The organism is Pararoseomonas baculiformis (assembly GCF_017813395.1).
In the GTDB taxonomy this organism is placed as follows: Bacteria; Pseudomonadota; Alphaproteobacteria; order Acetobacterales; family Acetobacteraceae; genus Roseomonas; species Roseomonas baculiformis.
The window spans coordinates 1-11,390 of record NZ_JAGIZB010000056.1 but is presented as its reverse complement, the minus strand read 5'-3'; the positions used below and the strand labels follow the sequence as shown (position 1 = coordinate 11,390).

Genomic DNA, 11,390 nt, shown 5'->3' with positions numbered 1-11,390 from the left:
AAGGAGAGCCGCTGAGACACGCCGTCCGGAGGTGGAGCTCGTCCCATCTCCGGGCGATCCAGTGGGTCAGGTTTCGACCGGCGACGCGAGCCAAGGTGGGTCAGATTTCAGGCGGCGTTGACACTGCATGAGCTGGAGCGTGGCGGGGATCTCGGTGCCGCCCTCCGCCGGCGGGCCGGAGAGCTCGATCACCCGGCCGCGGCGGTTTACCGCCTGGCGCTTCTCCAGGTCGACCGAGGCCAGGGGAGAGCCGATATACGGGTCGTTCTTGTAGAGACCGTCCATCGCCGTCGTGAATTGGCTGTGCTCGTCGATCCAGCCCATGACGTGCTGCGTCGGCTCCTGGCCGGGTTCGCGAAGCTCGACGATGGCCCACCGGTAGATCCGGGCGCTTTCAGGCATCAGCCCTCTCCTGACAGGATTTTGGCGGTACGGATCACGTCCGCCTCGATGATCACGACCTTCCCGCCCGGCAGCAGGAGAATGGACTGGCCGTCCTCCTCGCAGATCGCGCCGACCGAGGTCGGGGCGATCGCATGGGTGCGCCCATCGACGTCGATGAGGATGACGTAGCGTCCTACCCTCGCCGTACACACGTCGCTGTGCATGCCGCTGCGCCTCTGGCTGGAACGTATAGTGAACATACAGGCTGGAGAACGGGTTGCCTAGCAACTCTGCCGTGTGATCGTGCGATGCATCTATGAGTTTTTGATACGCATAATCGGGTAGGTCAGGAGGATCTCGCTGGCGAGACCTCCCCGCTGCGGCATACGGTGCACCCCTGCTAGGGCAGGCCTTCAAAGGATCAGAGATGCCGGACGAGGCTTCTTTGCGTGATCATGCCATCCGGACCTTCGGTGATCCGGACCGTGCTCACATCTGGCTAGCGCGGCCGACGACGGCGCTGGAAGGCAGAAGGCCGGAAGATCTGCTGAACCATGAGGCCGGCCGTCAGAAGGTCTTGCTGTTGCTCACCCGCATTGATCATGGCCTCGCCAGCTGACGACGTGCCTCACGCGAAACCGTCGATCTGAGGCCTCGCTGCCCTCTATTGGGGCAATCTGCTCGGGTACCTGATTGTTGAAGACCAGGAATAATTGTGGCCTGTCGGTCAGTCGTGCCATCAACAATAGGAAATTGTGGCTTGGTTATTCGGGGATACCCTTATGTCTACATTAGATGGCGTTGCCTACCATTACACTAGCATGAGTTCGGCATGGAAAATATTGGAGAACAAAACCTTACGTCTAACTGACTACAGATTCTTGAATGATTCAAAGGAGTTCAATTATGCCAAAGATCTCTTAAGGAACTCATTAAATCAGTATGACTTCGCGGCACAAGAGATACGTTATAGAGATGAGACAAAATGTACCGACGAAGATATAATCAAACTCAAACAGGCCATCTTAAACTTGAAAAATAGAGCGGTAGATGGTGTGTATGGCCCTTCGGTCGAGAGCGGTTTCAAGGGAACCGAATACTATGTCTTCAGTATGTCATGTGTAAAAGATTCGTTAAGTCAATGGCGCGCTTATGGCAACGGTGAAGTTTGCTTGAGGTTTGACTTAAAAGCATTGGAAAAAGCCATCAAAGATCATAGGCCTAACCTATTTGAGGTGTGTTATAAGGCGCCAAATGACACCGAGCCTGTGTTTGAAGGGGTAATGAAGGATAGAATTGATCATTGGATCAATCATTACAACGAGTACGGTTTTGTGGATTCGGACATCATAGAAAATGGTTGGGAAAGCCTACAAGAGCCCATACTTGGGTCATCCCACACCGGCGTAATCCGACCTTTGCAGTTTAAGCAAAATGGCTTCGAAGAAGAGAAGGAGGTGCGCTTGGTTATTTTAGATCATCCCAGTTTTCCAGAGGATGCGAAGCGCATCAATGATACTGAGCGCTATTTTACACCAAAGCTCGAAATTTCTCTGAAAAATGCCGATACATTGCGGGAGGTTATAACTGGAATAACCTTCGGCCCTGGTATTGATCGCGAGCGTGCGAGCTTTAGTTTGGCCGCTTTGGAATCCAGACTGGGTTTGAGTTATTCACCTGAATTTTCCACCATCCCGTTCCGGACCTGAATTTCCTGGTGAAGGTACTGAACCGACAGTGGCTGATCGCGGTGCCCTGTCCACCAAGCTAGGGCCTGTTGACGCTCATCGTGAGCGTCATCGGCTTGGCTTGCTACTCACACGAAGGCGTCGGCCTGACGCGAAGCGAGGAGCCGCTGGACAGCGCCAAAGCCGCTGACGCGGAGAGCCGCGATCGGCGCCTGACCTCCCAGGGCATCGTCCGGAGCCAGTAGGAAGTCAAGGATCGACCAGGCCGAGGCGTCAGCCATGCTGGCGATGACCTCTGGGATGCCGTCGAGGACCTCTCCGTCACGGAACTGAGCTGCCGGGTAGGTCCAATCGTCTCGGATCTGCAGAGCCAGGAGGCGGCCAGCTGCCCGCTGCGCGTCCACCTTGGTCAGGGCAATCCCGATGAGGGTGGCAACCCCCTCCAAGGAGAGCAGGCCCCCAGCAGCCTCTATGAGGCGCGCCTGAGCCTCTGCCCCCCGGGCGATGGCCCCAGCCAGCGGCTCGAGCCGCTCGGGCCTTCTCTCACTCGTCACGGCCACCTCCTTGCGACCTCCGGGAACGCAAACATAGGACACCCTACGATCCTTTCCCGTCATGCCCGGTAATTTGCCGTTCATCGGGCCGAGGTGGCTCTCGTTGATCCTCGCTAGCGCCGCATGCGGCTGGGTGAGCGACCCTCACGGCGGTCGGAGAGTTCACACCCCACGCTGAAGTACCGGCAGGCCCCGCAGGCTCCCTCCTCCTTGGTGAGGCACCAGGAGAGGGGATCCACCACCGGAGCCCCTGGCTGGCCCGCGAGCGCCTCGCTGATGAACTCGGGCTCGATCGGGTAGAGGTTGAGGGCACTGCCGCCGGCAGCCGGCCGCTTGCGCTCAGCGGGAGCGCGCGGATCCACGATGCCTCGGTTGCGGAGCTCGCGGCCGATCCAGTCGGCCCGGGCCCATTCGGGGATGGCTGAGACGTTCTCACGCCCATAGGTGCTGTCCATCTCCAGCCCCATCTCCAGCCGGATGTGAGTCGCGCAGACCTTGCGGAAGCCCCGCTGAACAAGGCGGCGGACCACGCCCGCCAGCACGTCACTCGGGTTCTCGGGGTCGATCGGCTTGCCCACGAAATTGGCGATCGCGTCCTCGAGGCGGCCGGCAAAGCCGGTGTCCCCAGCAAGCCGCGCAATCACCCGCAGGGGGGTGACGATCTCGGACGAGCGATCGAGGCTCGAGCGCATTTCCTCATAGGTGCCAGCGATCTGCTCGACGTTCTCGAACGCCCAGGTATGCAGCTCCTGGCGGAGATCCTCGGTCGTGGCCGCGGGAGCCGGAGGAAGCCCGCCAAGGGCGTCCAGCTTCTCTAGAGTCAGCCGCCGGGTGGGGATCTGGATCATGCGCGATGCCAGGATCTCGTCCACGCCGCGTGTAGACGTTGAGGTCGGCCGCGGCGCTACGCACTTTGACTGGTCGCCGGGGAGGACCAGCTGGGGAGAACCGTCGCCTAGATGGTTCAGCGCCTGCCTCTGCCCTCCTGGCCGTCGCATCGATGCCCACCTCCTCTGGCGTCTGAGGCCCGTACAAGAAATCCGCGGGTTTTTTTCACGCAGATTTTGCCGCCGATTTGGACTTGCTCCATCTCGGGGGTCCACCTGACACAAGGCGGACTTCAATGACCCCCCGCGAACACTTATCGGCCTACTCGGTACTCCAGGCGAGTGCCAGGACCGGCCTCAGCCGGACGATGATCCACGCCCTTATCAAGCGCGGCGACCTGCAAGCACGCAAAGCAGGCCGGCGCACGCTTATCCTCGCGGATGCTCTCGACCGATACCTGAGACAGCTGCCTATGCAGGATCAGGGAGGCCGCTGAAAAATGGTGCCAGACGACATCCTCCCTCCCCGACTGCGCCGCCGTGAGGCCAGCCGGTATCTCAGATCCGTGCATGGGCTCCCCGTAGCCGTCGCGACCTTAGCGAAGCTCGCGGTGGTCGGTGATGGCCCGCGCTATCACAAGCTGGGCCGTATTCCATTGTACCCCCGCAACGAGTTGGACGCGTGGGCAGAAGCCCGCCTCGGCGGCCTCCGTCGCAGCACGAGTGAGGCACCGTGATGTGCCTCGAACGCGACCAACCTCCCTCTCACTCACTCCAGGAGCCCTGGTTCAGGGCTCGCGTGTTTGGCCGCACGTACCCGGCCTGCTGCGGACGAGGCGCCGAGACACTCTCGCCCGCTACCCAGGGCATCGGCCCGGTCATTCCGGCAGAGGAGGCCTGAGATGAGCCTGCAAGCACTGACATGGGCGTGGGAGCGAGACCTCCCGACCACCGTCAAAATCGTCCTGCTCGCGCTCGCCGACCACGCGAGCCGCGACCACAGATCCTGGGTCGGTGTCCCCAGGATGATGACGAAAACGGGCCTCTGCGAGCGCTCGGTGCGCAACTCGCTCCGCACTCTGAGAGAGGCCTGTCTCATCGTCCCATTGCCGCAGCGTGGTAGGTCCGTGTGCTACCTCCTCGCGGTGACCGAGCCGTCGGCAACTGAAGCGTCCTGTCGCTCACGTCCAGAACCTGATGGACTCGAGCGCGAGGTGCGAGCGGGCAGCAGGGGCGATCCGGCACCGGATGCCGGCGATCCTGGCCGCACGTGCAGTCTGCCCCGGCATCTGGTGCCGACCCACCCGGCACCAGATGCCCCCAAACCGATAGTAACCTTGCATGAACCAGACCTGAACCGTACGCCGCGGCGCGCCGCGCTCGACGAGCTCGAGGACGATGCAGCCTTCGAGGAGTTCTGGCGCCTCTACCCTCGTCGGGAGGGCCGGGGGGCCGCAAGGCGGGCATGGGACATCGCGCTTCGCAGGGCCGATCGGGACGCGGAAGGCATCCTCGTCGGGCTACGGTCACAGCTCCACCGGCTGTCTCCGCCCAGCGCTGGAGGGGTGGACTTCCGCCCCTACCCAGCGACCTGGCTCAGAGACGAGCGCTGGCGGGATGGCGAGGAACCCGATGGGCTCCAGTTCCTCCCGGCGGCCCATGGCTCGACGCAGGAGGCGACCTGAGCAATGGACGCTCGATCCTGGCTCCGCGCTGTGGCGGCCCAAGTGCCCTGGGGTGGCAAGTACAGTGCAAGGCTTCTGACCTACGCCGATCACGTCGCGGCGGCTTGCCCGGCCTCCAGCCTCACCGAAGATCTCGCCCGAGATCTTGCTGCCCGTCTGCAGCGGTTTCCAACGCTGGCTGAGCTGATTGGCGAGATGGCTGCCGTGCATCCAGAGATCCACCAAGAACCGAGCGGCGGCCGCGCGCTCAGTCCGCGGGCCGGTCACTACGAGGTCCTCCTTCTTAAGCGCCTCGCGGCGGGCGTCGATCCGTCGACGGTGCTTTCAATGGCGGGGAGGTATGCCGAGCCGGGGGTCTGGGAGCGGCTGGCTGCCGCGTTCGCGCCCGACCTCCTCAGCGCGGAACTTCAGCGGCAGCGTGAGCGAGCCGGACGTCTGACACGATGCAGCCCTAGGACGACGGCGCCGGGGTGAACGAAGGGCATTTCCTTCCGTCTCCGACCGGCACGCCAGTTTCGGGACGATGCGTCGAAGGTCCGGCCGGACGAGGATGCCACGGCAGCCAGCACCTTCGACAGAACATAGAAGTCCAACTCCCCCGCACTACACGAGAGGGCTGGCGGGGATCTCGCCAGCAACTTCCTCCGGGCGCTCGCCACGGAGGATCCCCGGCGGATCGACGTCGCGGAAGACAAAGTTTTCACCGAAACAATGAACCTCCCGACCGAAACGTATTGAAAAAGTAACAAAATGCCCTCCAATGACGTCTAGACGCGCGCCATGGCTAGGTAAGCTTATCCGGATACTTATGTGCTCTCCTGTCCTCTTCTTGGGACGCCGCGGTCTATAAGTAAAAATTCGGTGATGGCACCAAATCGCGGGCGTCCAGTGGGACACGGATGCTGCAGCTGGGGATGATCACTCCCGCCCGACGAGATCGGTTGAACCCGGGGAGACATCATGCCGACCATCACCACAGCGCGCCGTACCCAGTCGATCCGAAGCGGGGCACTCATGGGTACCAGCCTTACGCCGTCCGGCGATGCAACCGCGGCTTCCTCCGCGGACGCCGCTATCGATCGGATGCACAGACACCGCGAAGCTCTGAAGAGGAACGCGAATGATGCCACGCGCGTGCTCTCCTCTGTCGCTGAGGAGGTCCGTGCTCATGCGGTTCTCCTCCCGCAGGAGGTCGCGGCGGACATCGTGAAGCGGGCCCAGACCAAGCGCCTGCTCAGCGGCCGCCCCGAGGTGCAGAACGTAGTCGCCGCGCTCCTCGCCTACGCCACGCAGGGTCTCGATACGCTGCGATCTGCACGCAGCCGCATCCGTAAGATCGTGGGCTACGCGATCGCGAAGGACGTGACCATCGCCGACCTCACGAAGCAGCACGGCGGCTTCTGGGCGATCTATGGAGCTGCCTCGGGTGGCGGCGAGGTGACGCCATCTGCCGCGGGCAGGCGCGTGACCGTCTTCCTCTCCCAGGAACTGGAGGATCGCGCCGCGGCGCAGCGCTCTGTCATCCAGCTGGTGCCCAACGCAGGACGTTACGAAGCTCGCGAGGTGCTCCTCATCACCGGCGTCGATGGTCCGTCGTCGCTCCCTGCCGGCAGTCCCCTCCTGGCCGGTCCAGCGGCCGGATGCGTTGGGACCGAGCCGCAACTGGACGCACACTGCGGAGGCGGCAACGACACCTCGGACCCAACTGGTCGCGTAGACCTCGTCGCGCCGGGAGCGGCCGACCGTGGCGCGGGGTGGGAGGCGATCGCCACGGGGCGATCCAACGGAGAGCCGCCTGACGGCTCGGCTGCCATGCCCGAGGGATCGCTGGACGACTCCGCGGCTCGCCCCGAGGTCGACCTCCTGACGGCAGCAGGGGAGGGAGCTCTCGCGGATGGCATCGACTCGGCTGAGGATCCCAGCGAGGCCGTGCGCGCGCGGTTCCTGGGCCGCCGGTTCATCGTCGGCCCCCTCATGGCCCACCCGGAGCAGTTCGCGGAACTCGAGCGCTGTGCCGAGGGCGAGCGCCTGCGCCTGCGGGGCAGCACCCGGAGCCGGCTCGTCTGGACGGCCCACACGATCACGCCGCTCCTCGCACGGGTCATACAGCAGCACGGTGCTCGCCTCGTTCGGGACGACGAACTCGGCGCGGCGGGGTGAGGTGACGGCAGATGCGCAAGTGCACACCCTTCCTCCGGGTGGAGGGATACTCGCTGGAGCCGAGCCGCCCGCCCGTGGCAGGCCGCCGTCGGTGGAGCCTGGAGGACAGCCTCTCCGAGGCGATGCGGCTGCCGGGCCACTGCGCCCACGTCGCGCAGCCGCTGCGGCCCAGGCTGCTCACGGAGGTCTCGCCCTGGGCGCTGCTGGCGCTCGTCCGCGAGCGCACGGCTGAAGCGCGGGACCCGCGCGGTCGCAGCATCAGGAGGGACGCGGTGGTCGCGGCGTCCTACGTGGCCTCCTACCCGGTGCCCTGGGAGGAGGTGCGTTCCTCCTGGGCGGCGAAGCGGCGCTACCTCCGCTGGCGCAAGCGCGCAATTGCCTTCCTCCGCCGAGAGCTGGGCCCGGACGCCTGCGTCGTCGAGCACCGGGACGAGGGATACCTGCACCTCCACGCATACGCTCCTGCGGTGCTCGTGCCGGGGACGACCGCGGCCGGCGAGCCGGTCCTCCTCCTCGACGTCGGCCCGGTCGACCCCGGGCGTCGGGCACGGAACGAGGTGCGTCGAGCGGGTGGGGACAGGGCAGCGCAGAGCGAGGCGGCCGCCGCCGCCTACCGGGACCTCCACCACCGGTACGCCCGCGACGTGGGTCGCGAGTTCGGGTTCGCGGTGACCGGCGCGGAGGGGGCCGGCCGCAGGCGCGTCGACGCCCCGACCTACAGGGCGATGCGCGACGCCGCGGAGGCGAACGAGCGCCTGAAGGACCGGGTCGCTGAGCTAGAGCGGGAGCTGCTGCGGGCCGACCGGGTCGAGGTCGGGGCTGCCGCCATGGCGCGGCGAGGCGAGGGCTCCGCGCCGGAGCCGCCGCGCGGGGGCGGCGGTGGAGGGAATCTCGTCGCCAGGGCTGCCCTCGGCCGGATGGGAGACCGCGCGGCGCTCGAGCTCCTCCAGCCGGACGGCACCGTGTCCCAGCTCGCGCCCGGCACCCCGGGGGGTGGGCGGGTCGGCCGGTCCCTGCTGAGGACCGTGGAGGAGGCGAGGGGAGACGAGGCGGCCATAGCGCGGCTCGCGGGAGAGGTCCGCGCGCTCCGGCGGGCGAACGAGGAGGCGGAGGCGCGTGCCGCCGCGGCCGAGGGAGCAGCGGCGGAGGCGGCTCGGGCAGCCGGCGCAGCAAGCGAGTCCCTGCTGGCGGAGATCGCTCGGCGCGACGAGCTCCTGGCCGCCGAGCGGGAGCGGGTCCAGCAGGCCGCGGGGCAGGTCGGAGTCCTGCGGCGGGCCGTGGAGGGCCTCAGGAGCGCCCTCGGTCGCCTGGCCGCGGCGGAGGGGCTGGAGGACCTCGCGAGGGCGCTCGAGCCGGTGGCGCCGCCCGCCGCCGTCCTCGTGCGGAGCCTCATGGCGAGGGTCGCTCAGCTCGCCGGCCGACCGACGCGTGGGGAGCTCGACGCCGCGGTGGCGGAGCGGGACGAGGCCGCGCGCCGGGCGTCTGCCGCCGAGGCGGCGGCCCGGGCCGCGGAGGAGCGCGCGACCGCGGCGCGCGAGGCGGCGGACGAGGCTCTCCGCGCCCGCGCCCGCCTCCACGAGCAGCTCCGCGAGGCGACCGAGACGGTCGAGCGCGAGGCGGCCGCGCGCAGTGCCGCGGAGGAGCGCGCCGAGCGGGCTGAGGAGGCGCGGCGCGAGGCGGAGCTCGACGCCGCGAGGCGGCCGGCGGTCAGCGCCCCTCAGCTCGCCGAGGCCCGCGCGGGCGGCTTCGCGCTCGGGCACGCGGCAGGCGAGCGGGCGGGACGGGCCTCGGCCGAGGCCGCCCTCCGCGGGCAGCTCGGGGCCCTGGGAGTCGTCGCCGGGGTGGAGCCGATCGCAGACGCGGTCAGGGCGGTCGAGCAGGCCCGGGCGGCGGAGGCGACGGCGGAGGAGCGCGCGCGAAGGGCCGAGGCGCTCGCCGCGGAGCGGGCGCAGGTGGAGGCTCCCGGGGAGGCGCACCACGGCGGGGAGCGCGCCGGGCTGGTCGCCCAGGTGCGGGAGGCCGCGGCTGGGGTCGAGCGGGCGGCTGATGCGCTCCGGCGGCAGGCGCCGAACCTCCGCGCCCTCGTCAACTCGCTCGGCGCCGGCTCGGGCTGGACCCAGTTTGAAGCCGGAGCCGCCGCAGCCGCGGAGTACCAGGCGTCCGTCGGTCGGGTGCCGGGCGTCGGCCAGGCCGCGCGGGAGCTCGACGCGGCGTGTGGCGGCCTCGACCAGCTCTCGCGGGACGTCCAGGCGAAGGCCCGTGAGTTGGGAGGCTTCGACGCCTCGGACCGCGCAGAGCTGCGCCAGTTGCGCCATGCCCTCCTCGGGCAGGTCGCCTGGGTCCCACCGAGCGAGCAGGGCCGGCGCGCGCCCTGGGAGGTGCTGAGCGAGGCCCTGGGTCCCGCTCGCGCCCCGGGCAGCAGCGCGGTGCTCGCGGCGGCGACGCCCGTCTCCGAGGCGGAGGGCGCCGCCGAGCGCGACCACCGCCTGCGGCACCAGACACGAGAGCTCTACGCCGAAACGGCCCGCGGCGCGGCCCGGTCGGCTCCATCCCAGGCAGCGAGGACCTAGGCCCATGTCCAGCATCGTTCCCCCCTCCGGCATGATCGCGTCATACGACGGGAGGGTCAGCCGCCCGGAGAGCTGCAGAAATTGTTTTTTCCACGACGTGCCGCGCGGCGGGGTGCCGCTGCCGACGAGCTCGCCGTCGCCGGAGGTGCGAGCGGACTACCAGAACCGCGCCTACTGCCGCCGAGGCGCCCCGGCGCCGACGGAGGGCGCGAGCAGGAAGATCGCCTGGCCCCTGGTCCACCTCGACCGCGACTGGTGCGGCAGCGGCGTGGCGCTCTGACGCCCGTGCGGTCGGTTCCCCTCATCGCCTCCTCGCTGGCGAACGCGGCACCCACGCCGTCGGGAGGCAGGAGCACGACGAGGGGCCGCCACTCCTGGACGAAACTCTCGACTCTGTTACCCTGGAGGAACGCTCCAAGCCCGACGGTGCGGCCGGCGCACCGCTGAGCGGCAGGTGCGTCGCCTCGTTCGGAGGGGCGGCTCGGCATCGTGCCTGTCGGCGGGGGAGCTTTATGACTGGGAGCGACGGCCTGATCGGGCGGGTGGTCTCGCTGAGGCTGGCCGTGGGCACGCTCGGTGAGCGCGACAACGCCGGATGGTGGACCTCGGGGTTCATGTCACCGACGAGCTCAGCATTCCTGACCCCGATCTTCGGGCCGAAGGTCCTGCAGGCCCGCTACGAGGGCGTCGTCCAGGCTGCCCGGCGAGTCCACGACGAGAGGATCGGGGTCGGGCGCGCCTTCCACCCCTTTCGCCTCCCCGAGGCAGCGGAGCAGAGGATCTCTGACTTCGTGCAGGCTGCCGGTCAGGAGCTGACGCACGTGGTCTCCTCGACGGACGCCGCGAGGGCGGCCCTGGACGGCCTCGCCGGCGGCGAGGTAGAGGCCAGGAGCGGGCCGGCCCTGGTCGCGGGGGCGGACGTGCTGGAAGCGCCCGAATGGGTGTCCGAGGTCGCGTCGCTCTACTCGGCGGCGCTCCGCGCTGGCGGGCAGTGCTTCCCCTACTTCTCGAGCAGGTGATGTCCGGCGCCCCGAAGTACACGACGCAGCTCCAGGCCGGCTTGGGCCTGGTGCCGGAGACGATGAGGCTGCTCACGATGTGGGAGCCAGGCATGGCCGGCCAGGACCTGCTCCGTGCCGCGCTCGCCTCCGGGGCGTTCCCGACGGTCGCCGCGCGGCGCCTCCGCAACGTCATCATCGAGGCGTTCTGCCCCAGGTACCTCGTCGACGGCGCACAGCCCGCCCGCCTGCTGAAGGTGGCGGCTGCAGGCCTCCCGAAGGAGGACTTCCGGGCGCTCTGCTTCCTCTTCACCTGCCGCGCGAACCCCGTCCTCGGGGACTTCGTCCGCGAGGTCTACTGGAGCCGCTACTCCGCCGGTGGGAGCTCCGTGTCCAAGGAGTGTCTGCCGTCAGGTCTCCTGAGACAGGCGGGGTTGGTTGAGGAGTGGAGGATTTCCGGTTCATCGTGACCCCAAGGAGTGGGACATGAGCCAGAAGTCAGCTGCCCCGAGCCCGAAGCCGCC

Annotated in this window: 14 protein-coding genes and 1 pseudogene; 11 read left to right on the top strand and 4 right to left on the bottom strand. The window is 67.6% G+C overall.

The features are described from left to right. Nucleotides 1–66: 66 nt before the first annotated feature. A complete protein-coding gene (locus J8J14_RS23825) occupies nucleotides 67–402 on the bottom strand; it encodes a hypothetical protein (protein WP_209382036.1) in 336 nt (111 codons plus the stop codon). Further along, nucleotides 402–608: a hypothetical protein gene (locus tag J8J14_RS23820; protein ID WP_209382035.1), complete on the bottom strand. Its 207-nt coding sequence runs from the start codon at nucleotides 606–608 to the stop codon at nucleotides 402–404. The genes J8J14_RS23825 and J8J14_RS23820 overlap by 1 nt, the downstream gene beginning before the upstream one ends. Nucleotides 609–811: 203 nt before the next feature. Here J8J14_RS23820 and J8J14_RS23815 point away from each other — a divergent pair, with 203 nt between their 5' ends. Continuing rightward, complete coding sequence (locus J8J14_RS23815) at nucleotides 812–1,003, top strand: MbcA/ParS/Xre antitoxin family protein (RefSeq protein ID WP_209382034.1); 192 nt, start codon at nucleotides 812–814, stop codon at nucleotides 1,001–1,003. Between the two features lie 262 nt (nucleotides 1,004–1,265). Further along, nucleotides 1,266–2,093 (top strand): DUF2971 domain-containing protein, encoded by an 828-nt coding sequence (locus J8J14_RS23810; protein ID WP_209382033.1) that lies wholly within the window; start codon nucleotides 1,266–1,268, stop codon nucleotides 2,091–2,093. A gap of 107 nt (nucleotides 2,094–2,200) precedes the next feature. Here the strand turns inward: J8J14_RS23810 and J8J14_RS23805 are convergent, their stop codons facing one another. Together J8J14_RS23805 and J8J14_RS23800 are read right to left on the bottom strand one after the other, a co-directional pair. Beyond that, the gene (locus J8J14_RS23805; protein ID WP_209382032.1) at nucleotides 2,201–2,626 is read right to left on the bottom strand and encodes a hypothetical protein; all 426 of its coding nucleotides are present in this window, start codon (nucleotides 2,624–2,626) and stop codon (nucleotides 2,201–2,203) included. A 113-nt stretch (nucleotides 2,627–2,739) separates the two neighbouring features. Beyond that, nucleotides 2,740–3,498 carry a DUF3631 domain-containing protein gene (locus J8J14_RS23800; RefSeq protein WP_209382031.1) on the bottom strand — a complete coding sequence of 253 codons (759 nt, stop codon included), beginning with the start codon at nucleotides 3,496–3,498 and terminating at the stop codon, nucleotides 2,740–2,742. A gap of 251 nt (nucleotides 3,499–3,749) precedes the next feature. Here J8J14_RS23800 and J8J14_RS25855 point away from each other — a divergent pair, with 251 nt between their 5' ends. The 9 genes and pseudogenes from J8J14_RS25855 to J8J14_RS23760 all read left to right on the top strand — a co-directional run bounded on the left by J8J14_RS25855 (nucleotide 3,750) and on the right by J8J14_RS23760 (nucleotide 11,336). Beyond that, nucleotides 3,750–3,950: a helix-turn-helix domain-containing protein gene (locus tag J8J14_RS25855; RefSeq protein WP_209382030.1), complete on the top strand. Its 201-nt coding sequence runs from the start codon at nucleotides 3,750–3,752 to the stop codon at nucleotides 3,948–3,950. A 405-nt stretch (nucleotides 3,951–4,355) separates the two neighbouring features. After that, a pseudogene (locus J8J14_RS25850) lies at nucleotides 4,356–4,541 on the top strand (helix-turn-helix domain-containing protein); the annotation flags it as partial. A 249-nt stretch (nucleotides 4,542–4,790) separates the two neighbouring features. After that, nucleotides 4,791–5,138: a hypothetical protein gene (locus tag J8J14_RS23790; RefSeq protein ID WP_209382029.1), complete on the top strand. Its 348-nt coding sequence runs from the start codon at nucleotides 4,791–4,793 to the stop codon at nucleotides 5,136–5,138. 3 nt (nucleotides 5,139–5,141) lie between these two features. Next, nucleotides 5,142–5,612, top strand: a complete 471-nt coding sequence (locus tag J8J14_RS23785) for a hypothetical protein (RefSeq protein ID WP_209382028.1) — start codon at nucleotides 5,142–5,144, stop codon at nucleotides 5,610–5,612. Between the two features lie 660 nt (nucleotides 5,613–6,272). After that, on the top strand, nucleotides 6,273–7,298 hold the full coding sequence (locus tag J8J14_RS23780) for a hypothetical protein (RefSeq protein WP_209382027.1): 1,026 nt from the start codon (nucleotides 6,273–6,275) through the stop codon (nucleotides 7,296–7,298). 11 nt (nucleotides 7,299–7,309) lie between these two features. Then, nucleotides 7,310–9,868: a hypothetical protein gene (locus J8J14_RS23775; RefSeq protein ID WP_209382026.1), complete on the top strand. Its 2,559-nt coding sequence runs from the start codon at nucleotides 7,310–7,312 to the stop codon at nucleotides 9,866–9,868. A 4-nt stretch (nucleotides 9,869–9,872) separates the two neighbouring features. After that, nucleotides 9,873–10,148, top strand: coding sequence for a hypothetical protein (locus J8J14_RS23770; RefSeq protein ID WP_209382025.1), 276 nt, complete (start codon nucleotides 9,873–9,875; stop codon nucleotides 10,146–10,148). Nucleotides 10,149–10,380: 232 nt separating this feature from the next. Continuing rightward, nucleotides 10,381–10,887, top strand: coding sequence for a BrxE family protein (locus tag J8J14_RS23765; protein ID WP_209382024.1), 507 nt, complete (start codon nucleotides 10,381–10,383; stop codon nucleotides 10,885–10,887). Further along, nucleotides 10,887–11,336 (top strand): BrxA family protein, encoded by a 450-nt coding sequence (locus J8J14_RS23760; RefSeq protein WP_209382023.1) that lies wholly within the window; start codon nucleotides 10,887–10,889, stop codon nucleotides 11,334–11,336. Before J8J14_RS23765 ends, J8J14_RS23760 begins: the two co-directional genes overlap by 1 nt. Nucleotides 11,337–11,390: the final 54 nt, after the last annotated feature.